Source organism: Pseudomonas psychrophila (assembly GCF_001043005.1).
In the GTDB taxonomy this organism is placed as follows: domain Bacteria; phylum Pseudomonadota; class Gammaproteobacteria; order Pseudomonadales; family Pseudomonadaceae; genus Aquipseudomonas; species Aquipseudomonas psychrophila.
Map to the genome: position 1 here is coordinate 194,267 of NZ_JYKZ01000002.1, position 23,995 is coordinate 218,261.

Annotated in this window: 24 protein-coding genes; 15 read left to right on the forward strand and 9 right to left on the reverse strand. The window is 57.8% G+C overall.

The genetic code is table 11. The features are described 5' to 3' along the window. Positions 1 to 6: 6 nt before the first annotated feature. Positions 7 to 3,279, forward strand: coding sequence for a toxin VasX (locus tag TU76_RS07010; RefSeq protein ID WP_082136507.1), 3,273 nt, complete (start codon positions 7 to 9; stop codon positions 3,277 to 3,279). Next, a complete protein-coding gene (locus tag TU76_RS07020; protein ID WP_048351348.1) occupies positions 3,276 to 4,199 on the forward strand; it encodes a hypothetical protein in 924 nt (307 codons plus the stop codon). The genes TU76_RS07010 and TU76_RS07020 overlap by 4 nt, the downstream gene beginning before the upstream one ends. Positions 4,200 to 4,316: 117 nt before the next feature. On the opposite strand, the gene TU76_RS07025 is transcribed toward TU76_RS07020, so the two are convergent. Together TU76_RS07025 and TU76_RS07030 are read right to left on the reverse strand one after the other, a co-directional pair. Then, positions 4,317 to 7,373, reverse strand: coding sequence for a MexW/MexI family multidrug efflux RND transporter permease subunit (locus TU76_RS07025; protein ID WP_048351349.1), 3,057 nt, complete (start codon positions 7,371 to 7,373; stop codon positions 4,317 to 4,319). Further along, on the reverse strand, positions 7,370 to 8,503 hold the full coding sequence (locus tag TU76_RS07030; RefSeq protein ID WP_048654679.1) for an efflux RND transporter periplasmic adaptor subunit: 1,134 nt from the start codon (positions 8,501 to 8,503) through the stop codon (positions 7,370 to 7,372). The genes TU76_RS07025 and TU76_RS07030 overlap by 4 nt, the downstream gene beginning before the upstream one ends. A 40-nt stretch (positions 8,504 to 8,543) precedes the next feature. Between TU76_RS07030 and TU76_RS07035 the strand changes: the two genes are divergently transcribed. Beyond that, positions 8,544 to 9,455, forward strand: coding sequence for a LysR family transcriptional regulator (locus TU76_RS07035; protein WP_048351350.1), 912 nt, complete (start codon positions 8,544 to 8,546; stop codon positions 9,453 to 9,455). Here TU76_RS07035 and TU76_RS07040 read toward each other — a convergent pair. Continuing rightward, complete coding sequence (locus TU76_RS07040) at positions 9,444 to 9,890, reverse strand: DMT family transporter (protein ID WP_019821997.1); 447 nt, start codon at positions 9,888 to 9,890, stop codon at positions 9,444 to 9,446. The two genes, TU76_RS07035 and TU76_RS07040, sit on opposite strands and share 12 nt — an antisense overlap. Positions 9,891 to 10,035: 145 nt before the next feature. On the opposite strand from TU76_RS07040, the gene moaC reads away from it, so the two are divergent. From moaC to moaE, 3 genes are read left to right on the forward strand one after another with little or no spacing between them, the layout of a single operon-like run. Beyond that, positions 10,036 to 10,509: a cyclic pyranopterin monophosphate synthase MoaC gene (gene moaC, locus TU76_RS07045; RefSeq protein WP_046810066.1), complete on the forward strand. Its 474-nt coding sequence runs from the start codon at positions 10,036 to 10,038 to the stop codon at positions 10,507 to 10,509. Next, positions 10,506 to 10,751 carry a molybdopterin converting factor subunit 1 gene (moaD, locus tag TU76_RS07050; protein ID WP_048351351.1) on the forward strand — a complete coding sequence of 82 codons (246 nt, stop codon included), beginning with the start codon at positions 10,506 to 10,508 and terminating at the stop codon, positions 10,749 to 10,751. Before moaC ends, moaD begins: the two co-directional genes overlap by 4 nt. Before the next feature lie 2 nt (positions 10,752 to 10,753). Next, positions 10,754 to 11,203 (forward strand): molybdopterin synthase catalytic subunit MoaE, encoded by a 450-nt coding sequence (gene moaE, locus TU76_RS07055; protein WP_046810065.1) that lies wholly within the window; start codon positions 10,754 to 10,756, stop codon positions 11,201 to 11,203. A 169-nt stretch (positions 11,204 to 11,372) separates the two neighbouring features. Here moaE and rhlB read toward each other — a convergent pair whose 3' ends face one another. Further along, entirely contained in the window at positions 11,373 to 12,875 is a 1,503-nt protein-coding gene (rhlB, locus tag TU76_RS07060) for an ATP-dependent RNA helicase RhlB (RefSeq protein WP_046810064.1), read from the reverse strand. 84 nt (positions 12,876 to 12,959) lie between these two features. After that, positions 12,960 to 13,616 (reverse strand): alpha/beta hydrolase, encoded by a 657-nt coding sequence (locus tag TU76_RS07065; protein WP_046810063.1) that lies wholly within the window; start codon positions 13,614 to 13,616, stop codon positions 12,960 to 12,962. Between the two features lie 420 nt (positions 13,617 to 14,036). On the opposite strand from TU76_RS07065, the gene TU76_RS07070 reads away from it, so the two are divergent. From TU76_RS07070 to TU76_RS07085, 4 genes are all read left to right on the forward strand, one after another. Then, complete coding sequence (locus tag TU76_RS07070) at positions 14,037 to 15,068, forward strand: amino acid ABC transporter substrate-binding protein (protein WP_037031601.1); 1,032 nt, start codon at positions 14,037 to 14,039, stop codon at positions 15,066 to 15,068. A gap of 65 nt (positions 15,069 to 15,133) precedes the next feature. Beyond that, on the forward strand, positions 15,134 to 16,315 hold the full coding sequence (locus TU76_RS07075) for an amino acid ABC transporter permease (protein ID WP_019822006.1): 1,182 nt from the start codon (positions 15,134 to 15,136) through the stop codon (positions 16,313 to 16,315). A gap of 10 nt (positions 16,316 to 16,325) precedes the next feature. Next, a complete protein-coding gene (locus tag TU76_RS07080; RefSeq protein WP_046810060.1) occupies positions 16,326 to 17,423 on the forward strand; it encodes an amino acid ABC transporter permease in 1,098 nt (365 codons plus the stop codon). Between the two features lie 13 nt (positions 17,424 to 17,436). After that, the gene (locus TU76_RS07085; RefSeq protein WP_019822008.1) at positions 17,437 to 18,201 is read left to right on the forward strand and encodes an amino acid ABC transporter ATP-binding protein; all 765 of its coding nucleotides are present in this window, start codon (positions 17,437 to 17,439) and stop codon (positions 18,199 to 18,201) included. A 40-nt stretch (positions 18,202 to 18,241) separates the two neighbouring features. Here the strand turns inward: TU76_RS07085 and TU76_RS07090 are convergent, their stop codons facing one another. Together TU76_RS07090 and TU76_RS07095 are read right to left on the reverse strand one after the other, a co-directional pair. Further along, complete coding sequence (locus TU76_RS07090) at positions 18,242 to 18,712, reverse strand: type II toxin-antitoxin system MqsA family antitoxin (RefSeq protein WP_048351352.1); 471 nt, start codon at positions 18,710 to 18,712, stop codon at positions 18,242 to 18,244. Then, a complete protein-coding gene (locus TU76_RS07095; RefSeq protein WP_048351353.1) occupies positions 18,709 to 19,020 on the reverse strand; it encodes a type II toxin-antitoxin system MqsR family toxin in 312 nt (103 codons plus the stop codon). The genes TU76_RS07090 and TU76_RS07095 overlap by 4 nt, the downstream gene beginning before the upstream one ends. A gap of 165 nt (positions 19,021 to 19,185) precedes the next feature. Here TU76_RS07095 and TU76_RS07100 point away from each other — a divergent pair, with 165 nt between their 5' ends. The 4 genes from TU76_RS07100 (at position 19,186) to TU76_RS07115 (ending at position 21,990) form a co-directional block, all read left to right on the forward strand. Beyond that, entirely contained in the window at positions 19,186 to 19,845 is a 660-nt protein-coding gene (locus TU76_RS07100; protein WP_048351354.1) for a FadR/GntR family transcriptional regulator, read from the forward strand. After that, entirely contained in the window at positions 19,835 to 21,154 is a 1,320-nt protein-coding gene (locus tag TU76_RS07105; protein WP_019822015.1) for an MFS transporter, read from the forward strand. Before TU76_RS07100 ends, TU76_RS07105 begins: the two co-directional genes overlap by 11 nt. Before the next feature lie 66 nt (positions 21,155 to 21,220). Beyond that, entirely contained in the window at positions 21,221 to 21,691 is a 471-nt protein-coding gene (locus TU76_RS07110; protein WP_046810059.1) for a nuclear transport factor 2 family protein, read from the forward strand. A gap of 2 nt (positions 21,692 to 21,693) precedes the next feature. After that, on the forward strand, positions 21,694 to 21,990 hold the full coding sequence (locus tag TU76_RS07115; protein ID WP_048351355.1) for a GIY-YIG nuclease family protein: 297 nt from the start codon (positions 21,694 to 21,696) through the stop codon (positions 21,988 to 21,990). On the opposite strand, the gene TU76_RS07120 is transcribed toward TU76_RS07115, so the two are convergent. Together TU76_RS07120 and yejK are read right to left on the reverse strand one after the other, a co-directional pair. Next, positions 21,956 to 22,306 carry a glutaredoxin family protein gene (locus TU76_RS07120; protein ID WP_019822021.1) on the reverse strand — a complete coding sequence of 117 codons (351 nt, stop codon included), beginning with the start codon at positions 22,304 to 22,306 and terminating at the stop codon, positions 21,956 to 21,958. The two genes, TU76_RS07115 and TU76_RS07120, sit on opposite strands and share 35 nt — an antisense overlap. Then, positions 22,306 to 23,310, reverse strand: a complete 1,005-nt coding sequence (gene yejK, locus TU76_RS07125; RefSeq protein WP_019822022.1) for a nucleoid-associated protein YejK — start codon at positions 23,308 to 23,310, stop codon at positions 22,306 to 22,308. Before yejK ends, TU76_RS07120 begins: the two co-directional genes overlap by 1 nt. Positions 23,311 to 23,696: 386 nt before the next feature. Between yejK and TU76_RS07130 the strand changes: the two genes are divergently transcribed. After that, positions 23,697 to 23,978, forward strand: coding sequence for an HU family DNA-binding protein (locus tag TU76_RS07130; protein ID WP_003440137.1), 282 nt, complete (start codon positions 23,697 to 23,699; stop codon positions 23,976 to 23,978). Positions 23,979 to 23,995: the final 17 nt, after the last annotated feature.

The window sequence follows — 23,995 nt, forward strand, 5'->3', positions numbered from 1 at the left end:
CTGTGCATGAGCGCTCAAAAACTGGCCATGATTGATAACGCCGCTCAGGCCGAACGCGCCGCCAGGGCGCAGCCTCACGTCGACGTCAAAAGCCCCCTGACGCCATGCCCGGCTCACCAGCCTGAAGTGTTCGTGGTGCCCGTGCGGTACGCCTTGGCGCAAGAACAAGCCACTCATCCCTGTTGCTCCCCCGGCGTGACCACCCAAAGCCACCCCATGGCCGCGCGACGTCTGCGGGTCGGCTTTTTGTACCTGTGGCAGGAAAAAGGCCCGCTCCAGCGTTATGCCGTGTCGCCCACTGGCAGGCTCCAGCCACAAGCGCTGGAGGCCGAGGCTACCCACGTACCCGACGGCACGTTGACGGGGCTGGCGTTGCACAAGTACCACGACGCCTGGATGCTTTACACCGAATTCCCACTCGACCCGCAACACTGCGCCTTGCTCAGCGACAACCCCGCCAAACGCAGTGCGCACATGCGCCATGTGGCCTTGCGCACCGTGGCCAACGAGCTGCAAGCCGACCATTGCCCGCCCCTTGAACACGCCACCGAGGTGATGGCTGAACTCATCCCCGACACCTACGCCCAATCGATGAAGGCCGATCAAAAAGCCGGGGGCGATGACACCCGGGCGTTGGGTGAAACGGTGATGAATGCCCCCTCCAAGGCCAACATCAAGGCTTACACCGATGCCATGTACCGCGCCCGCGAACGCGAAAAAATCATCGCCCAACACCCCGACGCCCCTGACCAGGCACCCGGCGAGTGGAGTGCCGAGCCGTGGGACGGCCAGGGCACCCAGACCTGGCTGGAGGCCGCCACGGCTGAGGCCAGGGCGTTGTACCCGGTATTCGTGTGCCTGGACGATGATCTGGGGGTGCTGCGCGACATCAACCACGATCAGGAACGGGTTGAATCGAGCCACGAACAGTGGGTGGGCGACAACAACCTGCGCTTGAACATCGGCGGCTTTATTCGCAGCCTGATCACCGAAGATGGCGCTGAGGTGGCAGGCACCCTGAGCTACCGGTACAAGGATCGGGACATCAGCCTTACGCCCGAACAGGGCAAAATCATGCTCGACGCCCAGCAGCGGCTGGAAGAAGCACTCAAGATCGAAACCCAAAACCGCCAGTACGGTGGCCAGCCGAGCAGAGCCGAAGCCGCTGCCCGCGATGCTCATATCCAGAGCATTGTCGGCCCGGTGCGCAGCTTTATTCCGAGCGACCTGTACACCGAAGTGGAAGCGTTGGTGCGTGAATACCGCGCCGAAAAACAGTCCAACCTCGACAACGACCACTTCAGCGCCAAGGTTAGCGAGTACATTGACTTGCCGGCCATGAACACCTGGCTCGACACCACCGCCCCGGTCCATTACCAACATGTCGAACAGCGCCACAACGCCTTGTTTGCCGACCGAGGCCAATACCTCACACGCTCCCACAGCGGCACCTGGTTCGTCGATTACTACGACGTTGAAAGCCGCCAGTGGCTCACCGAACTGGCCACCGGCTGCCTGAGCGCCCAATGCACCCGGGCCAAGGGTGCAGAGCAATATGCCGACTACGTGCGCGCGCCCGACGAAGGCGCGCTCAAACACCTGTTCCACGCTTGGACGCCCTCGATCGATGCGGGCATTGTCGGCACCGGTCGCTTGGGGGAAATACTGGCTGCCCTGGGCTCAGAAAACCGCGAGGCAACCCGTCAGCTGTTTGCGCCCCTGAGCGCCGTGATTGCCAACGACATCGCAGCCATGGCCCGCCACGCCCAGGAGCCCTGGAGCGTACTGGTCAACCGGTTGGCAGCGTCGCTGCTGATCCTCAAGGGCGACAAAACCTTCAGCAGCGCCTGGGTGGGTATCTTCGTCGCTGCACGCCTGGGCAGCGATGCGCGCTTGCAGGCCGTGACCCACGCGGGCAGGCAGATATGGACCCTGCTGGGGGAAAAAGCCGAGGGCCTCAACCACTGGGTCAAGACCACGGGGCAAGCCATCGGCGCCGGGCGCATGGAACGCGTGACCAACTCCCCGCTGATCAGCAACAGCGGCGGCGTGGTGCCATTGGCGGCGTTGCTGCTGAACACGCTCAATGCGAACAACTACCTGAGCCAAGCCGCAGCGCTGGAAGGGATGGATGATCAGCGGGTTAACGACACGGTGTCGGCTTCGTTGTATGCCTCGGCGGCGTTGGTGGCGGTGGTTGATAGTCAGGTTAGGAAGGGGTTGGGTAGGGATCGGTTCCATTTCTATGGTTCAGCAGGGCCAACGCTTACTTTGTTTGGGGGGGTGATTGGTGGGTTGTCATTTGTTGCGGCTGTAAATGAGTTCAGATCTTTGCAAATACAGTTAGAGAACGCACAGACACACATCGATCCCTGGCTAGAGATGCGCCAAACGGTGGTAGGAGGGCAAGTAGTCGCTTATGGGGCACAGGCTCTTATAGGGGTGTTTCAAACAAGTAAAGCACTGGCAGGTTTAATCGAAGTAGAAGTCGCCATCATGCGTTACACGCTGTACATGGGGCCGTTGAACTGGATTATTGCCGCACTGGGCGTGTTGTACCTGATCGCCTGGTTCTTTCAGCAAACCCCGGTGCAAAACTTCCTCAACTCCTGCTGCTGGTCCAAAGCACGAGCCAGGAAATTAGACCCGATCCCCGCCAAAGCCCAGCAAAACGAGCTCCATGCGCTATACGGCATCCTGTATACACCCCGCGTCAGCATGCAAAGCAGCTCCGAGACAGGCGGTTCCAATGGACCATCTGGGCTGTCGTTCGTCAGCTCCATCAACGCCCTGACCATCGACCTACCGGGAGCAGAACCGGGTACCGCCTACCTTGAACTGAGCATGATGGGCGACCCCGTGGACTCCCAAGCCTACCGTTACCTGATCAAAAACAGCCCTCACAATAACTACAAACCCCCTCGTCCCTGGCGTGACATGACACCTCATTGGCTGTCCACCAGCGCGTGCCAATGGATACCGTTCCAGGAAGGCCAAGGCTTGCGCCTGAGTGGCCCGTTTAAAACTCTGTCGAACGTATTAAGCACGTCGCCAGCCACTGTTTCGCTTCGTTTGCGCTATCGCACACCCTTGATTGCCATGCTGGGCGCTCACAACTTTGTCGGTGGCGAACGGGGTGTTGCTTTTACCCTCACCAACAACGACGGGGTGATAGCCCTGCGTAACGACCCGACCCCCGAACTGGATCGAGTGCCAACCTACGCCCTCGGCAAGGGCCATCCCGGCGCCATTTACCTGCAACCCAAGGACAAGCCATGAGCACGCCACCAGCCGGAGCCACCAAAAAACGGATTTTTTCGCGTGATGATTATTTGGCGCCATTGCCTGTTCCAACAGGCAGAAAACCTTCAGATGTGCTCAACACCATTTGGCGCAAGAGCGAGGTGTTTATTGATATAGGCAACTACAGCATTGGTTCGGCAGTGATGACCATTTGGCCGATGGTCATGTTATTTACGCTAATGAACTACATCAACCCCGATCCTTTAATTTGGGGCGGTGGGCTAATCATAGTAGGCATCCCAATTTTATTCGTAATCCTAGGCCTCTTCCGCGAAGTCCCCCTCCCCGTACGTTTCAATCGTCAACGCCGAGAAGTCTGCGTACCGATGGAAGACGGCGACTATTGGATTGTGCCTTGGGAAAGTGTCACCGCTGCCGCCACTCAGCACTCATCGACAAGCCAGGCGGGCAAAAATACGATGGGTTTATTGATCGTGGGTTTCGAAAACCCGGACCCCTTGGCCAAGGAAGATAACAAACACTTTTATTTCGCCTTCAATTGCGGCGGCGGCACCACGGCGATGGCGCTGTGGGAATGCATGCGCAGTTACATGGAAGTCGGGCCTGATGCGGCACCAGAAGCAGCCGCACTTAACTCAGGAGGAAGCTGGCGCTATTACATCGACTACCTTAACGGCAGAGCCAATAAATATGGCTGGCTTATAACGTTTTTATGGGATGGTCTGGTCGGAATATTGGTGTTCAATGCCCCTTTGGCTACCTATCTCCAAAGAAAGAAACTGTACCCACCACCGCAGTTGACCCATCCCGACATCATCGAATGGTCAAAACCCCTCCCGCCGGAACAATGGGCCAAACGCTCCCCGGAACTTGAACAGGCCATCGCCAAACGCGAAGCCGAACTCGCCGCGCTGGCGGTGCAAGAAACAGCATGAACCAGCAAACACTGCACTTCATGGATTTACGACTGCTACATCGCAACCGGACGCAGCCTCGCAAAACCCGTCAACTGCTACAAGCTGGGACATGCGTTATTTACCTGCTACCCAAGGTCAAGGCATGGGCTCGTCATTGACTGGAGCAGCCAAATGCCTTTTCGAGATCAGCGTGTAAATCGACGGCAACACAAACAACGTAAACAGCGTCCCGACCACCATTCCCACCACGATTACGATGCCCAGCCCGAAGCGGCTGCTGGCGCCCGCGCCGCTGGCAAACAATAGCGGCACCAAGCCCACGACCATCGCGGCGGTAGTCATTAGGATCGGCCGCAGGCGAATACGCGCAGAGCGGATAATCGCGTGAGTGGGGGAGCACCCCGTGGTCATTTGCAGTTCGTTGGCAAATTCAACCATCAAAATACCGTGTTTGCTGATCAGGCCAATCAGCGTTACCAGCCCTATCTGCGTGTAGATGTTGAGCGTGGCCCAGCCCAGCGCCAATGGAATCAAGGCGCCGCAGATGGACAGCGGTACGGTGATCAGGATGATCAGCGGGTCTCGCAGGCTTTCGTACTGCGCCGCCAGCACCATGTAAATCACGATCAGGGCGAACAGGAACGTCAGCATCAGCGCGTTGCCTTCGTGAATAAACTGGCGCGAATCGGACTGCCAGTCGTGGCTGAAGCTGGCGGGCAGTTGATCGCTTTGGGCGGCCAAAAAGACGACCGCTTCTCCCAGGCTTACTCCCGGCGCGGCAATGCCCTGCAAGGTCGCTGAATTTTGCTGGTTGAACTGCCTGAGGCGGTTGGGCTGGATATTGCTGTGCAGGCTGACCACGGTGGATAGCGGCACTTGCACCCCACTATCGGTCGTGAGGTAGAAGCCGTTCAAGGCCTCTGGAGTCAGACGCTGGCTGGCCTGGGATTGTGCGATCACATCATAGGAGCGGCCTTGCATCGCGAACCGGTTGGTGTAGTTCTCACCAACGAGTATGGCCAGGGTGCTGGCGATGTCTTGCAGGCGGATGCCCAGACTGTTGGCCTTGCTGCGGTCGATCCGGACTTCGGTCACCGGGTTGTTGAAGTCGAGGTCGCTGTCGACCACAGCAAATAAACCGCTGGCCCGTGCCTGTTTTTTTATCTGCTCCATGGCCAGATACAGGGAGCGGTAATCCTCGGTGCTGCGGATTACCAGCTGTATCGGCAAGCCTCCCGTGGAGGCGGGCAGAGGTGGCATCTGGAATACGAATATGGAGTTGCCTTCAACCCCGTCTACCTGTTGTTGCAGTTCGCTCTGGATCTGTGCGGCGCTACGCTCGCGCTGCTTCCATTCCTTGAGATTGATCCCGGCGTAGCTGGCGGCCACACCATCGGTGCCGTTGATGATCCATGTCCCGGTCGCTTCCGGGATGGCGCCGAGCACCTGGCTCAATTGCGCGGCGTAGCGCTCTACAAAATCGAGGTTGGCGTGTTGTGGGGACTTGATTGCCAACAGCAAGTTGCCCTGGTCTTCGTTGGGCGCCAGTTCTTTTGCTGCCTGGCCGTAGAGCAGCGGCAGGCTGATCAGGATCAGGAATGCAAACACCAGTACCACGCTGCGTCCACGCAATGACTTCAACAAGCCACGTTGATAGCGTCGTGACAAACGGTGGAAGAAGCTCTCGGCCATCAACCCCATACGCCCTTCGTTTTGTCCCGCTGGCAGCAGTTTGGCGCACATCACCGGGGTCAGAGTCAGGGCGATAACCCCCGAGACCAATACCGCCCCGGCCAGGGTCAAGGCGAACTCCTTGAACAGTGCGCCGGTCAGACCATTCATCAAGCCTATGGGCATGTAAACCGCCGCCAGGGTGATGGTCATGGCAATCACCGGCGCAGCGATTTCCCGGGCGCCAATGAGTGCCGCCTGCAGTGGGGCGAGGCCCTCCTTGATATGGCGGTGGATGTTTTCGGTGACCACAATCGCGTCGTCCACCACCAGTCCGATGGCAAGCACCATCGCCAGCAGGGTGAGCAGGTTAATGCTAAATCCGAACAGCGCCATCAATGCCAGGGCACCGAGTATCGACAACGGGATGCTGAGGATCGGGATCAGTACGGTGCGCCATGAACCCAGGCACAAAAAAATGATTGCCACGACGATCAGTATCGCTTCAAGCAGGGTCTGGATTACCTCCAGAATCGAGGCCTCGATAAAGTGCGCGGTCTCGAAGGCCAACGCCACTTCAACCCCCGGCGGCAGGGTCTTTTGGATGTCGGGCAGCAGGCGCTTGATACCGTCAACGATCAACAGCGGATTGCCCTTGGGTGTGGCATACAGCCCTAGATGCACGGCAGGTTTACCGTCCATCAGGGCGCTGGTTTCGTAGGCGGCAGCACCCAGTTCGATGTCAGCGATATCACTCAGGCGCAGTAAGTGATCGCCGCGATTGCTGATTACCAGGTCACGAAATTCGTTGAGGGAATTGAGGTCACTGTTGACCTGAATCGCGGAGACTACGTACTGGCCCTTGATTTGCCCCGGTGCGGCCTGGAAGTTGTTGGCGCGGATCGCCTGCTCAACCTGTGCGGCGCTGATACCGTGGCCGGCCATGCGCTGCGGGTCGAGCCACAGGCGCATCGCCAGGCGCTGGCCACCAAAGGTTTCGACCTTGGCCACGCCTTCGATCGTGGCGAACAAGGGCTGCACCACCCGGTTCAGGTAGTCGCTCAAGGCCGGTGCTGACAGGCTCTCGCTGGTAAAACCGACATAGGCCACGGCAGTGGACTCGCCGGCCGAACGTTCGATCACCGGGTCGTAGGCCTGCTCCGGCAGGCGATATTTGACTTGATTGACCTTGGCGATCACCTCGCTAAGGGCTTTTGCCGAGTCCTGGTTGAGCGCCATGCGCAAGGTCACCAGGCTGTGGCCCTGCACCGAAGACGAACTGATGTAGTCGACACCCTCCACCGAAGCCAGGGACTGGTTGATGGGTTGGGTGATAAAGCCCTGCATCAATTCGGCCGGGGCCCCGGGGTAATCGGTGCTGACGGTAATCACCGAGCTTTCCAGCAGCGGGTACTGACGCACGGGTAATCCCATATAGGCTTTGAGCCCGGCCAGCAGGATCATCAAGCTGACCACAAGGGCCAGCACCGGGCGGCGCACAAAAATATCGGTAAATTTCACTCCAGGACTCCTGCGTCAACGGTCACTACGCTATGGGTCATGGGCTCGATACGTGCGCCATCGCTGAGTTTGATCTGGCCTGAAATCACCACGTTATCCTCCCGTGCCAGGCCCTGGGTGATCACCACCCAGCCATCGCGCCGCTCGCCGGTTTTGACCGAGATCCGACGGACAGTGGGGGGTTCGGTAGGTTGCACGACATAGAGATCTTCGCCATAGGCGCTATAGGTCACTGCCGTTTCCGGCACGCTCAAGGTGTTTTCGGGCAGGGGCTGGGGTAAACGTACCCGGGCGAACATACGGGGCAGGGCGGCAATAGGTGGGTTTTGCAGGCGGGCCTGAATATTCACGGTGCGTGTGCGTTCAATGAACGGGTCGATGCTACTGACCACTGCCGTCAATGGTTGATGGGGCAGGGCGTCGAGTTCGATCTGTAGCGTGTTGCCGATAGCGAAGTGGGAAAGGGATTGCTCGGGGACACTGAAATTGACGTACAAGCCCTTGGTGCCGATGAGATTGATCAGGGTGTCGCCCGGGTTTACGTACTGGCCCAAATGGACTTTGCGAATCCCCAGGGTACCCGCGAACGGTGCGCGGATGGTGCGTTGTTCGATCTGTGCGATCAGCCCCTGAACTGCTCCGCGGGCGGTGGTAAATTCGGCTTGGGCATTGTCCAGTGCCTCGCGTGAAATGGCATTGGAACCAATCAGTTTTTTCATCCGGTCAAGGCGTACCCGGGTGTTGTCCAGCTGACCCTGCAAGCGCACCAGTTGGCCGCGCTCTGGTGCATCATTAAGCCGCAGCAGTACCTGTCCGCGCTCAACCCGTTGCCCGGACTCAATCGGCAGTTCGACGATACGGCCGCCAATCTCGGCGGGCACGCCGACTTCCTCCACCGCTTCCAGCTCACCAATGGCGTCGAGAAAGCGCACAAAGGGCTGATTGCTGACGCTAGCCACGGCCACTTTGACCGGCGCGGCGACAAGGGGGGCGGGCGCCGGTTGTTGCCGGTGCCAAAGTCCCCAGGCGATCAGAGCCAGTAAAAGGGCTAAAAGCGCGTACTTGGTTCGGCGTGAGGTAAGCTTGCCGCTGTTACGCGCTGAGTCAGTGAGTCGTTTTGGGTCAAGCATGCAGCGCTCCCTTGGAGTTGGAAATGACAGGAGAGTCGGGGTGTTACTGCGCAATATCGATTTGAATCTGTTGGTGGTGCTCGATGCGCTGCTCACGGAAAAACACGTGACCCGGACCGGTGTTCGTTTGCACTTGAGTCAGCCGGCCATCAGCCATTCACTGAGCAAACTCAGGGTGTTGCTGGATGACCCGCTGTTGATTCGTCAGGGCAACGAAGTGGTGCTGAGCGCCCTGGCGCAAAATCTTCAGGCACCGCTGAAAGTGATTCTTGGGCAGATCGAAACGCTGCTCGGCCAGTCCATCGATTTTGTGCCGGCCGACTCACAGCGCACTTTTCGCCTCGCGATGTCTGATTACGGCGCTGCTATCGTGCTGCCAAAAATGCTGGTGCAACTGCGGGCCCAAGCGCCGGACACCTCGCTTGTGGTGATCCAGGACAGCCGTCTGGGCATGCTGGAACAGATCGAACAGGGCAAAATCGACCTGGCCCTGGGGGTGTTTGCGACGTTGCCGGCGGATGTTTCCAGCGATGTATTGTTTGAAGAAACCTTTACCTGCCTGCTCAATCGTCGTTCGCTTGCGGACACTGGCGTGCTTGACCTGGACAGTTATCTGGCCCGCCCGCACCTGTTGGTGTCGATGGATGGCAACACCCAGGGCGAAGTCGATAACGTATTGCGTGCCCAGGGGCTGCAGCGACGGGTTGCGGTCAACGTTCCCCATTGGGGCACGGCGCCAGGGATGATTGCCGACACCGACCTGATCCTCACTGTGGCCACCCGAACGCTGGACAACCTGTCATATGGGGACACCCTGATAGCGCTGGCGCCGCCCATGACAGTGGCGCCGTTTAACTATGTGCAGGTCTGGCATCAACGTTTCAACGAAGACCCGGCCCATCGCTGGCTGCGAGATCTGGTCAGGCAGGTGAGCGCGCCATCAGCCCCGTGATGCAATGATAAAACCGGCCAGCACCACGCTTACGCCGAGCAGTTTTTGCAGGCTGGGGGTGTTTTTAGGCAAACCCAACAGCCCGAAATAATCGATCAGCAATGAAATAATCAACTGGCCCACGACCACCGCCATGATGAAATTCAGCGCACCCAGTCGCGGTACGATGATCAGAGCCACCGTGATGTAAAACACCCCGGCCAGCCCACCCAGCCAAATCCACCAGGGGCCCGTGATCAAGGTCGCGAGGTTGGGGCGGGGCACTTTGACGATCAGCATCACCAGCGCAATCGCCACACCACTCACCAGCAATGAGATAACCGTTGCCCAAAACGGATGACCCAGCGCCAGACCCAATCGTGCGTTGCTGCCGGCCTGGAGGGGCACCGCAGCGCCGGCCAGAAGGCTCAGGGCAATGGCTATGAAAAGTGGCATAAGGATGTCTCCCGAGTTTCAACCGTTGTACGGCGAATGATCGTGGGCGGCCAATTCGATGTTCTGATGCGTGGTATTCGTGGGGTCGATGGCCTTCCACTGAAACTCGGGTTTACAATCGAGGCTCCTGTCTGGAGTACCCCCTGTGCTGACACACTTAGATTCCCAAGGCCGCGCCAACATGGTCGATGTCACCGATAAAGCGGTGACCTCCCGTGAAGCTGTGGCACAAGCAGTGGTGCGCATGCGCCCTGAAACCCTGGAAATGATCGTCAGTGGCGGTCACCCCAAAGGTGATGTGTTCGCCGTGGCGCGTATCGCCGGGATTCAGGCGGCGAAAAAAACCTCGGATTTGATCCCGCTGTGCCATCCCCTGATGCTCACGAGCGTCAAGGTTGAACTCAGCGCTCAGGGCAGTGATGCGGTGTTGATCGTGGCGCGTTGCAAATTGTCCGGGCAGACCGGCGTGGAGATGGAGGCCCTGACTGCCGCCAGCGTCGCGGCACTGACGATCTATGACATGTGCAAGGCCGTGGATCGCGGCATGACTATCGAAAGCGTGCGTGTGCTGGAAAAGCTCGGTGGTAAAAGCGGGCACTTTCAGGCTGACCTGTCATGAAGCTCAACGTGGTTTTTTTTGCCCGCTACCGCGAAGCCCTCGGGCTGGACAGCGAGTCGGTGGACGGTGAGTTTGCGTCCATCGACCAGTTGCGTGCGCACTTGGCGCAACGTGGAGGGGCCTGGCAGATATTGGCCGAATCCAACCTGATGTGTGCGCGCAACGAGGAGTTGTGCAAGCTGGATGAAGGGTTGGCAGATGGCGATGAAGTGGCGTTCTTTCCGCCTGTGACCGGAGGCTGAACATGGCGATTCGGGTGCAAGTGGCGGCCTTTGACCCGGGCGCCGAAGTCAACGCGTTGCATGCGGCCAACATGGGCGTGGGGGCGGTGGTGAGTTTTGTTGGTTATGTGCGCGACTTCAATGACGGGCGTGAAGTGGCGGGGATGTTTCTGGAGCACTATCCGGGGATGACCGAAAAAGCGCTGGCCAAGATCATGGTTGAGGCTGAGCAGCGTTGGCCGTTACTCTCGCTTGAGGTGCTGCACCGTATTGGGGCGCTGGAGCCAGGTGAACCAATAGTGTTTGTAGGTGTGGCGAGTGCCCATCGCCAGGCGGCATTTGATGCCTGTGCATTTGTGATGGACTACCTGAAGACACGTGCCCCGTTCTGGAAAAAAGAACAGACCGCCGAAGGCCCGCGCTGGGTTGAAGGCCGGGCCAGCGATGAAGCGGCGGCGGATCGCTGGAAGTAGGGGAGGATACTGTGTGGGAGCGGGCTTGCTCGCGAAGCAAGCGGCGCGGTTTATCGTTTAAACCGCGTTGATCCTTTCGCGAGCAAGCCCGCTCCCACAGGTTTGATGGTGTTCACATCATCAGGCTACGCCAGGGCCCACTGTGGGCGTGGGCTTGCTTGCGATGGCATCAAGCAGTTGCATCCGGATCGTGGGGCTTGCGTACGGCCCGTACAACGGGGCGCAGCAGTTCGGTCGGGGGTGTTTCGCAGCTGATTTTGCGTCCCAGCAAGGCTTCGATCGACGGCAGTTGATACGAGTCGTCTTCACCGGCAAAGCTGATTGAAACGCCGCTGGCGCCAGCGCGGCCGGTACGGCCAATGCGGTGTACGTAGTCGTCGGGCATTTCGGGCAGGGTGAAGTTGATCACGTGACTGATGCCGTCGATGTGAATCCCTCGGCCTGCCACGTCGGTGGCCACCAGCACGCGAATCTTGCCTTCGCGAAAACCTTCTAGGGTCTTGATGCGTTTGTGCTGCGGCACATCACCCGACAGTTGGGCTGCGTTAATGCCATCACGCACCAGACGCTCTTCAATGCGGCGCACTTCGTCCTTGCGGTTGGCGAAGACGATGACCCGCTCCCAACCGTTGTCGTTCACCAGGTTGAACAGCAATTTGTACTTGTCGGCACCGGCAACGGCATACACGTGCTGCTCAACCATGTCGCTGGCGACGTTGATCGCCTCGATTTCGACGATGGCAGGGTCGGTGGTCCATTGCTTGGCCAGGTTCATCACGTCCTCGGTAAAGGTCGCAGAGAACAGTAGCGTCTGACGCTCGGCTTTCGGTGGCGTCTGGCGAATGATCTGGCGTACTTGTGGGATGAAGCCCATGTCCAGCATGCGGTCGGCTTCGTCGAGCACCATCACTTCGACCATGTCCAAATGCACTTCGCCGCGCTGGTTGAAGTCAAGCAGTCGGCCCGGAGTCGCTACCAGGATGTCGCAATGACGCGCTTCAAGCTGCTTTAGCTGCTTGTCGAAGTCCATGCCGCCAACGAATGTCATGACGTTGAGGTCGGTGTACTTGGTCAGGTCGGCCGCGTCTTTGGCGATTTGCACTACCAGCTCACGGGTCGGCGCGATGATCAGTGCGCGCGGCTCGCCCATGTAACGCTCTTTGGGCGGCGGGGTCTGGGTCAACTGGCTGATGATGGAGATCAGGAATGCAGCGGTTTTACCGGTACCGGTCTGGGCGCGGCCAATGGCGTCGCGACCGCTCAGGGTATAGCCCAATACTTCAGCCTGGATCGGCGTGCAGTAGGGGAAACCGAGGTCTTGAATGGCGTGCATCAGCTCAGGGGTGAGCTTGAAATCGTGAAACCGGACCTTGCCTTCTTGTGGCTCGACTGCAAAGTCTTCGAGTTTCCAGGGAATGACCGGTGGCTTGAGTGCCACGTCGCGCCGTGGCTTTGCCGCTTTTGGTTTTTCGACGCGTGGTTGTTCAGCAGCGGGTTGTGCGTCAGGGATGGTCACCGGCGCAGGGGCTGGAGCAGATGCAGGAGCAGAGCGGCCAGGCTGTTGCGCGTCGGTTCGCGGGCTGGGGTTGCTCGCAGGTGCGATGGATGCTGGCGCGAGCGGCTCAGCCTCGCTTTTACCGAATATTTTTTTGAGTGCTTTGAGCACGGTCATCTCATCAGTTGGTTAAGGAGTGTACGCCGGGCAGTGTAATGCAAGTCGGGTGCTCGGCGTAGTGAACGACAGGATGTTTCGGTTTTAGCCCAGGCGTTTCGCCAGCCAGGCACCGATGTCGCGAATTTCTTCGGGTAACACTTCATGGCCCATTGGGTATTCCTGCCATGTAACCGCTACGCCTGCAGCTTTCAATCGCTCATAAGCTGTACGGCCCATGGCGTTTTGAACCACTTCGTCGTACTGGCCATGCAAGCAGAGGGCCGGGATGCGTTGTTGGCTGGCTGACAATGGCAGCACTTCGCTGAAGGTGGGGGCATAGGTGGAGAGGGCAAGTACGCCACCCAATGGACCCTGCCATTTCAGGTAGGCGGTGTGAAATACCACGGCGCCACCTTGGGAAAACCCGGCCAGAAAAATCCGGTTGGAGTCGATACCGCTCTGGCGCTGGGCTTCGATCAATTGAATGACCATGTCAGCTGACTCTTCCAGCTCTTCTTCGCTGATGGAACGGGCAGGGCTCATGGCCTTGATGTCGTACCAGCTCGGCATGGCATAACCGCCATTAATGGTCACCGCGCGGGTCGGTGCCTGTGGCAAAACGAAGCGAGTGGTCAGGAGCGACTGTTGCAGGATTTCGGCCACCGGCATGAAGTCATAGCGGTCGGCACCCAAGCCGTGGAGCCAGATAACACAGGCGTCTGCGGTCTTTTGGGGTTGGATGACAAGAGGTTGGGTCATGAGTGCTCCATCGTTGTGCATGTGCGCAAACCGGGTGCGCTACAAATGTGCTTGATCGGTTAAAAATTAAAGAAAATGTCGCCTGCTTGAACGTTTTTTCCTGCATTACCTACTGAACTTACTTAAGCAGCAGGAGTGGTACGCGCTTTGCTTTGTGGACAGGGACGTGAATGCGCTCCCCTTCGGCGGTAACACTAACAGGCTACCGCCGATGGGGGGACAGCAAAAATCCCGAGGTTGAAGTTAGACAAGGAATTCAACAGCTCAAGTGAGCGCTTCAGTTTGACGGTTCGTGCGATGCACCCATCGCTCAAGACTTATGCCGCTTGACCCAATAAAAAGCCAACACGGGTCAACAGTGCCTCACAAGGGGGCGGCGGGTCTTGTTCAAACACAACAAAAGCATCACTGGAGGTTTGAATGAAGCAGTTGAAATCCACCCTGGCTTTGGCCACCGCAGCCATCGTGCTACTCAGTGCCAGTGGTTTTGTCCACGCAGGCGCAACCCTGGACAGCGTTAAAAAGAAAGGGTTTGTGCAATGTGGCGTCAGTGACGGATTGCCGGGTTTCTCGGTGCCGGATGCCACTGGCAAGATTCAGGGTATTGATGCAGACATTTGCCGCGCAGTGGCCGCCGCTGTATTTGGCGATGCAAACAAGGTCAAGTTCAGCCAGTTGAATGCCAAGGAGCGTTTCACTGCCCTGCAGTCGGGCGAAGTGGACGTGCTGTCGCGTAACACGACCTGGACCAGCTCTCGTGACGCGGGCATGGGCATGGTGTTTGCGGGCGTGACTTATTACGATGGCATTGGCTTTTTGGTCAACAACAAACTGGGGGTTAAAAGTGCCAAGGAACTGGACGGTGCAACCATCTGTATCCAGGCCGGTACCACCACAGAGTTGAACGTGTCGGACTACTTCCGTGGTAACAACCTCAAGTACACCCCAATCACTTTTGACACCTCCGATGAAAGCGCCAAGTCGCTGGAAAGCGGCCGTTGCGACGTGTTGACCTCCGACAAGTCGCAGTTGTACGCACAGCGCAGCAAGCTGGCCAACCCGGGCGAATACGTCGTATTGCCTGAAACCATTTCCAAGGAGCCGTTGGGCCCTGTCGTACGCAAGGGGGACGAAGACTGGTTCAGCATTGTGAAGTGGACCCTGTTCGCCATGCTCAATGCTGAAGAGGCGGGCATCACCTCCAAAAACGTTCTGGCTGAAGCCAAGGCGACCAAAAACCCTGATGTGGCCCGTTTGCTGGGTGCTGACGGCGAATACGGCAAAGACCTGAAACTGCCAAAAGACTGGGTGGTACAGATTGTCAGCCAGGTCGGTAACTACGGCGAAGTCTTCGAGAAAAACCTCGGCAAAAATACTCCTTTGGCCATCGACCGCGGGCTGAACGCTCTGTGGAATAACGGCGGCATTCAATACGCACCACCAGTGCGCTGATAGCCCTTTCACCCGGCAGGCCAACTGCCGGGTGATGTTGTCTGATCCATTTTTAGGGGCACTTCATGCAAATTAAAGTCGGCGCACCCAAGCCAAGGTTCAGCCTTGGCGATCCACGTGTGCGTGCGTGGTTATTTCAGCTCATCACCGTGGCGCTGGTGGTTTTCATGGGCTGGTATCTGTTCAACAACACCCAGACCAACCTGCAGCATCGTGGCATTACTTCGGGTTTTGACTTTCTTGAACGCAGTGCCGGTTTTGGTATTGCGCAGCATTTGATCGATTACACCGAATCCGATAGTTACGCCCGGGTGTTTCTGATCGGTTTGCTTAACACGTTGCTGGTGTCCGTCATCGGTATCGTCCTGGCGACGGTTCTGGGCTTTATCATCGGTGTTGCTCGCTTGTCGTCGAACTGGATGATCAGCAAGCTGGCGACGGTGTATGTCGAGATCTTCCGCAATATCCCGCCTCTGCTGCAAATTCTCTTCTGGTACTTCGCGGTCTTCCTGACCATGCCGGGGCCACGCAACAGCCACAACTTTGCCGACACCTTTTATATGAGCAGCCGCGGTCTGAACATGCCCGCAGCTGTTGGCACCGAAGCCTTCTGGCCATTTGTGGGCAGTGTGGTACTGGCTCTTGTGGCCGTCGTGCTGATGGTTCGCCGAGCCAACAAGCGTTTCGAAGAGACCGGCGTGCCGTTCCACAAGTTTTGGGTCGGGCTGGCTCTGATGCTGGTGATTCCTGGCTTGAGCATCGTGTTGTTTGGCACTCCGGTGCATTGGGAAATGCCAGAGCTCAAGGGGTTCAACTTTGTCGGAGGCTGGGTGCTGATTCCGGAACTGCTGGCGCTGACCATTGCGTTGACGGTTTACACCGCGGCATTTATTGCCGAAATCGTGCGTTCGGGGATCAAGTCAGTCAGCCATGGCCAGACCGAGGCGGCTCGCTCGCTGGGCCTGCGTCCGGGGCCGACGCTGCGCAAGGTGATTATCCCGCAAGCGCTGCGGGTGATTATTCCGCCACTGACCAGCCAATACCTGAACCTGGTGAAAAACTCTTCACTGGCGGCAGGTATCGGCTATCCGGAAATGGTTTCACTGTTTGCAGGCACTGTACTTAACCAGACCGGGCAAGCGATTGAAGTCATTGCCATCACCATGAGCGTGTACCTGGCCATCAGCATCAGCATTTCTCTGCTGATGAATTGGTACAACACGCGTATTGCGCTGATCGAGCGATGAGGACGGGACTATGACAACTCATGTTTTTAAACCCGACATGCCACCGCCGGGCAATCGCATCGGCATCGTTGCGTGGGCGCGGGCCAATCTGTTTTCAAGCTGGCTCAACACACTGCTCACCCTGTTTGCCTTTTACCTGATCTGGCTGATCGTGCCGCCGTTGCTGAGCTGGACGATCTTTGACGCCAACTGGGTGGGTAGCACTCAGGCGGACTGCACCAAGGAAGGTGCCTGTTGGGTGTTTATCCAGCAGCGTTTTGGTCAATTCATGTATGGCTATTACCCGACTGGACTGCGCTGGCGGGTAGACCTGACCGTGTGGCTGGCCGTGGTTGGCGCAGCACCGTTGTTTATCTCACGCTTCAAGCACAAGGCAATCTGGGGGCTGGGCTTTTTGGTGGTCTACCCGATTCTGGCCTTCACCTTGTTGCATGGCGGTTACTGGGGCCTGACCAACGTGGCCACCAGCCAATGGGGCGGCCTGATGCTGACGCTGGTCATCGCCACGGTGGGTATTGCCGGTGCCTTGCCATTGGGGATTTTGCTGGCGCTGGGACGACGCTCGGACATGCCGGCCATTCGTGTGGTGTGCGTGACTTTCATCGAGTTCTGGCGCGGCGTACCACTGATTACCGTGCTGTTCATGTCCTCGGTGATGCTGCCGCTGTTTCTGCCTGAGGGCATGAACTTCGACAAGCTGCTGCGGGCCTTGATCGGGGTGATTCTGTTCCAGTCGGCGTATGTGGCTGAAGTGGTGCGCGGCGGTCTGCAAGCCATTCCCAAGGGGCAGTACGAAGCCGCTGCGGCCATGGGCCTGGGATACTGGCGCAGCATGGGCCTGGTGATTTTGCCTCAAGCCTTGAAGCTGGTTATTCCCGGCATCGTGAACACCTTTATTGCCCTGTTCAAGGACACCAGCCTTGTAATCATCATCGGGCTGTTCGACCTGCTCAATAGCGTCAAGCAAGCCGCTGCCGACCCGAAATGGTTGGGCATGGCGACCGAGGGCTATGTATTTGCAGCGTTGGTGTTCTGGATTTTCTGTTTTGGTATGTCCCGCTACTCCATGCATCTGGAGCACAAGCTGGATACTGGCCACAAGCGTTAGGTAGGAGTGCGACATGAGTGAAGCAATCAAAAAGACTGCAAGCGCTGAAGGCATTATTCAGATGCAGGGTGTTAACAAGTGGTACGGCCAGTTTCACGTGCTCAAGGACATCAACCTCAACGTGCAACCGGGCGAGCGAATAGTGCTGTGCGGGCCCTCGGGCTCGGGCAAGTCGACGACCATTCGCTGCCTCAATCGCCTTGAAGAGCACCAGCAAGGGCGCATCGTGGTTGACGGTGTGGAACTGACCAACGACATCAAGCAGATCGAATCGGTACGTCGTGAAGTGGGCATGGTGTTTCAGCACTTCAACCTGTTTCCGCATCTGACCATTTTGCAGAACTGCACGCTGGCGCCGATGTGGGTGCGCAAGATGCCCCGACGCCAAGCCGAAGAAATCGCCATGCATTATCTGGAGCGGGTTCGTATACCGGAGCAGGCGCACAAGTTTCCGGGGCAGTTGTCGGGCGGTCAGCAACAGCGTGTGGCGATTGCCCGGGCGCTGTGCATGAAACCCAAAATCATGCTGTTCGATGAGCCGACTTCAGCGCTCGATCCGGAGATGGTGAAAGAGGTGTTGGACACCATGATCGGCTTGGCCGAAGACGGCATGACCATGCTCTGCGTGACCCACGAAATGGGCTTTGCCCGCACCGTGGCCAACCGGGTGATTTTCATGGACAAGGGCGAAATCGTTGAAGAGGCCGCGCCGAATGACTTCTTTGACAACCCGCAAAATGACCGGACCAAATTGTTCCTGAATCAGATTTTGCATTGATTCAACCGTTGTAGACGCAGCCTTAGGCTGCGGCTACAGGCTATTCGTGTCGCTGCTGTTGTTTTTGCACCAGCAGCGCATTGATATCGGTGCACTCGTTGATGGCCTGTAATTCCCGAACCAGTTCGGGATGGCGATCCAGCAATCGCATCAGCACAAACAAGGGTTTCGGTGGTTCGACCTCGGCACGCTCATAGCGGCTGAACGCATTGTGGCCACCCCCCGACAACAGCTGCACAGCACTTTTTTGCGTGAAGTGAAGTTTGCGCCGGATGCGCTTCATCTCATCAGCCATCACCTGCTTGGCGTCTTCTATCAGTTCGTCTCCAGCCCGGGCATAACGCTCAGCACTGGGCGCATCGAACTCAATCTCTGCGCACTCTGCGCATTCATAGCCATTCAGGCTATGCACCATGCGGTTCATTTGCTTGAAATTCACATTGAAGCTACGTCCTTTGAAGGGGTGCATCGAGTTTGGTGCTGCGCAGGAGTAACAGTCATGTTTGCTCATAGGTCTTTTTCCTTGAAAGCGATGACTGGCGGCCCTCCACTCGGGCGATAAGTCACCTTGATATAAATGGCCAAGCCGTAGCCCTGTGCGTGATAAACGTCTTGCCAGACCCTGTGATCTGCGTGGGTCGACATCGACTTGTACAGCGCCCTGCGTTCTAAAGAAGCAATGACCCGCTGCATTTGGGCGAGGGTCAGGCCCATGGTTCGCCCGCCATCCAGGGCGCTTTTGGTAAACGCTACTGCGCCAAGCCGTAGTACATCGGCTTGTATGCACTGGAGGGTGTAGTGAGGTGTTTTCTTTTCCATAAGAGGCAGCCTCGATGCGCTTGAAATTACCCTTAAAGGGTTTTTTATTCAATGATTAATTATCATTTTTTTGGGGCTCTTAATCTGTAGTTGATTGCCGATGTGAAGACGTCTGGCTAACATGTCGGAAAATTCATCCTATGATTGGATGAAAGGGTGAATTCAATGACAGACGCTTCTCCACTCATAAAACGTTCGCTGGTTGATCAGGCGCTTGAGCAACTGCGTACGCGAATAAACAACGGCACCTGGGCAGTGGGGCAGCGTTTGCCGACTGAGCCGGAGCTTGCGGCGCAACTCAACATCAGCCGTAACACCGTGCGTGAAGCCATGCGCGTGCTGGCGTTCACCGGGCTGATCGAAATCCGTCAGGGCGATGGCAGTTACCTGCGAGGGCGTGTCGACCCGATGGACACGCTGCGTGCGTTGTCGTCCTGCTCAATCGAGCAGGGCCGGGAAATGCGGCAAATTATTGAGGTTGAGGCCGTTGGCCTGGCGGCCTTGCGCCGTACGGATGAGGATCTGAGGCTGTTGCACGTTGCGCTGAACGCAAGTGGCGAGCATTACCACGGCGAACTCGATACCTACATTTGCTGCGACTTACTGTTTCACCAGCGGCTGATAGATGCCGCGCACAATCCGGCCTTGAGCGAGCTGTACCGCTACACCTCAAGCGTTGTGACCAATCATTTGCGCAAGACGATGGACGTTCATCCAAGGCGCCAATTGGTGTTCGACCTGCACGTCGAGTTACTTGAAGCCGTAGAACAACAAAACCCGCAACGGGCCATGGCGCTGTGCCGGACGTTGATCAATGAACCTTGAGCCGGAGCAAGCCATGACTCACCCTTCGTCAGTTGCCAATGCCAGCGTCGAACCCTCTCGCCATCTGGACGAGCTGGAGGAGTTGCTGATTGATGCTGAAATTGACGACGAACAGGTGCAGCAAACGCCCCCGGTCGTGCTGCGGCCCTGGTTGCTGTTGTTGGGGCTGGTACTGGTGGCGCTGAACCTGCGTCCGGCATTGTCGAGCATGGCGCCGTTGCTGGGCGAGGTGTCGGACAGCCTGGGGCTGTCGGCGGCGCAGGCCGGTTTGTTGACTACGTTGCCGGTGCTTTGTCTGGGGTTATTTGCGCCTTTGGCGCCGATTCTGGCTCGGCGCTTTGGTACCGAGCGGGTGGTGCTGGGGATTCTTGTGACACTGGGCGGCGGCATCGTTCTGCGCAGTTGTCTGGGGGAGGTCGGGCTGTTTGCCGGGAGCATTCTGGCGGGCGCCAGTATTGGCGTCATCGGTGTGCTGTTGCCGGGCATCATCAAACGCGATTTCGCGGGACATGCCGGGACCATGACCGGTGTCTACACCATGGCCTTGTGCCTGGGCGCGGCACTGGCGGCGGGCGCAACGGTGCCACTGAGCGAGTCTTTGGGCCAGAGCTGGGCTATGGGACTCGGGTTTTGGGCGTTGCCGGCACTGATCGCGGCCATTTTCTGGTTGCCCCAGGTTGGCAAGCGTCAAGGCTCACACAATGTTGCTTATCGTGTGAGTGGTCTGCTGCGTGATCCACTTGCCTGGCAAGTAACGCTCTACATGGGGCTGCAGTCCTCGTTGTCCTACATCGTGTTTGGCTGGTTGCCTTCAATCCTGATCGGTCGCGGTTTGACCCCGACCCAGGCTGGTCTGGTGATGTCGGGCTCGGTCATCGTGCAATTGCTGACAGCACTGACGGCTCCCTGGTTGGCTACGCGGGGTAAAGATCAACGACTGGCGATCGTGCTGGTAATGATCATGACCCTGGCCGGATTGTTTGGTTGCCTGTATGCCCCCATCGAGGGTTTGTGGGGCTGGGCGATTGTGTTGGGACTGGGGCAGGGCGGCACGTTCAGCCTGGCTTTGACTCTGATCGTGCTGCGCTCGCGGGACGCTCATGTCGCGGCCAACCTGTCTGGCATGGCCCAGGGCATCGGTTACACCGTGGCATCCATGGGGCCGCTGGCGGTCGGGGTCGTGCATGAGGTGACGGGGGGCTGGAATGCCGTGGGCTGGATTTTTGCGGTGCTTGGCCTGGGGGCTATCGTTGCCGGGCTCGGCGCTGGCCGTTCCCTGTATGTGAATGTGCAGAGCGAGAAAATCTGAGGCCCATAGTGTTTCTGTTCATGGCAGATTATCGTGCTCGACTTACTGACCCGCACGGACCCTGCCATGAGCCAAGACCATCACGCATTGATCACTCGTTTCTACCAGGCCTTCCAGCAGCTGGATGCACAAGCGATGGCGGCCTGCTACACCGACGACGTGTTGTTCAGCGACCCGGTTTTTGGCGAGCTGCGTGGCCAGGATGCCGCAGACATGTGGCGCATGCTGACCTCCCGTGCCAAGGATTTCAGCCTGACCTTCGATCAGGTTCAGGCCCAAGGACAGCACGGCAGCGCACACTGGGTGGCAACCTACGTGTTTAGCCAGACCGGGGCTACGGTGGTCAATGATATTCAGGCGCAGTTTGTGTTTCGTGACGGCAAGATTTGCGAGCACCACGATCACTTCGACGTATGGCGCTGGGCGCGCCAGGCACTGGGCACCAAGGGCTTGTTGCTGGGGTGGACGCCACTGGTGCAGAACGCCATCCGGGCTCAGGCGCAAAAAGGGCTCAGAGCTTTTCAGGGCAGTCGTTGACGATGAGCGAGAAACCCTGGTTTGTTTATCTGGTGCGGGCCGCCAATGGTTCTCTGTATTGCGGTATCAGCGATGACCCGGTGCGCCGCTTTGCCAAGCATCAAAGCGGCAAGGGCGCGCGCTTTTTTGCTTCAAGCCCGGCCTTAGCCCTGGTGTATGTCGAGTCCTGGCCTGATAGGGGCGAAGCCTTGCGCCAGGAGCGACTGATCAAAAAGCTCAGGAAGAGCGCCAAGGAATGCCTGGTGCAAAGCCAGGCGCAAGGGGTTATTTCAATGCCGCCAGTATCGCATCCGGCTTGAAGTCCCTGATCAGCGTGCCGTTCACGTCCAGTATCGGAATACCGCGCCCGCCCAGCGCTTCGTAAGCCTGACGGGCGACGGCGTCTTTCTCGATATCGAACTCCTTGAACGGGATGCCTTTCTCATCCAGAAACCGGCGCGTCGCCTTGCAGTAGCCACACCATTCGGTGGAATACAGCACCACCCGGGCGCTGGCCCGGGTTTGCTCGGAGACGGCCCCTGAGGGGTTGAGCATGCGTTCGATCTTGCCCCAGTTCTGGAAAATAACCACCACCACCAGAACAAACAGAACTTTCTTCAAAATACCGTTAAGCATTACTTGCTGCGCTTGAGCTGATCTAGCAGTTGGGTCGGCAAGCCCTTGATGACCAGCGTGCCGGCTTCTTCGTCGAACTCTACCTTGGAGCCCAGCAGGTGGGCTTCAAAGCTGATAGACAGGCCCTCAGCGCGCCCCGTGAAGCGGCGGAACTGGTTCAGGGTGCGTTTGTCTGCCGGGATTTCAGGCGACAGGCCGTAATCCTTGTTGCGGATATGGTCGTAGAAGGCTTTCGGACGCTCTTCGTCGATCAGCTCGGACAACTCTGCCAGACCCATGGGTTCGCCGATTTTGGCCTGGCTGCTGGCGTAATCGACCAGCGTCTTGGTTTTTTCGCGGGCGGACTCTTCGGGCAAATCTTCGCTTTCAACGAAGTCGCTGAAGGCCTTGAGCAGGGTGCGGGTTTCGCCCGGCCCGTCGACGCCTTCCTGGCAGCCGATAAAGTCGCGGAAGTATTCCGAGACTTTCTTGCCGTTTTTACCTTTGATAAACGAAATGTACTGCTTGGACTGCTTGTTGTTTTGCCACTCCGAAATGTTGATCCGTGCAGCCAGGTGCAACTGGCCAAGGTCCAGGTGACGCGAAGGGGTCACGTCCAGATCCGAGGTCACTGCCACGCCGTCGCTGTGATGCAGCAGGGCGATCGCCAGGTAGTCGGTCATGCCTTGCTGGTAATGAGCAAACAGGACGTGGCCGCCGACGGAGAGGTTGGACTCCTCCATCAGCTTTTGCAGGTGCTCGACTGCAACGCGGCTGAACGCGGTGAAGTCTTTACCGCCATCGAGGTATTCCTTGAGCCAGCCGCTGAACGGATGAGCACCGGATTCTGCATGGAAAAGGCCCCATGCCTTGCCTTGTTTGGCGTTGTAGCTTTCGTTGAGGTCCGCAAGCATGTTCTCAATGGCTTGAGACTCGGCCAGTTCAGAGTCGCGAGCATGAAGAACAGCGGGCGTACCGTCGGGTTTTTTGTCAATTAAATGAACGATGCAATGACGGATCGGCATGGGCTTCTCGGCGAGTAATGAGAGGACAGGGGGCGCACCCCGCAAAGGCGCCAAGTGTACCGCACCTGAGCCTCAGGTCGGTGTTTGGGGGGCTTGAGACCACCCGGTACGGTTTTTTTACGGTTTTAAGGCGATAAAGCTGACCAAATGGCTAGGTAGAGGCGGATATTTAACTGTCTCTGTGCTAGTTTTGCCCGGTCTTGCGCTCGGAAACGGCGTAAAGCGTGCATTCAGCATGTGTCAGGTCGAACCAAACCCCGTTTTTGCTATCTACATCCGCGATTCGTCGTGAAAGCTGGCGGGTGTGCCAGACCCTTGAGATCTGGCTCGATGGCTGACATTGCACTCTGCAAACCAAATGAATTTGATAGGGAAGGAACATCTCAATGGCTATTACTAAAGACCAACTGATCGCCGATATCGCTGAAGCCATCGACGCGCCGAAAACTACCGCGCGTAACGCTCTGGACCAACTGGCTCAGATCGTTGCTGATCAATTGGAAAATGGCGGCGAAATCACTCTGCCAGGTATTGGCAAACTGAAAGTGACCGAGCGTCCTGCCCGTACTGGCCGTAACCCTTCGACTGGCGCTGCCATCGAAATCGCTGCCAAAAAAGTTATCAAGCTCGTTGTGGCCAAAGGCCTGACTGACGCTGTTAACAAGTAAGACTGTTGTAAAAAAAC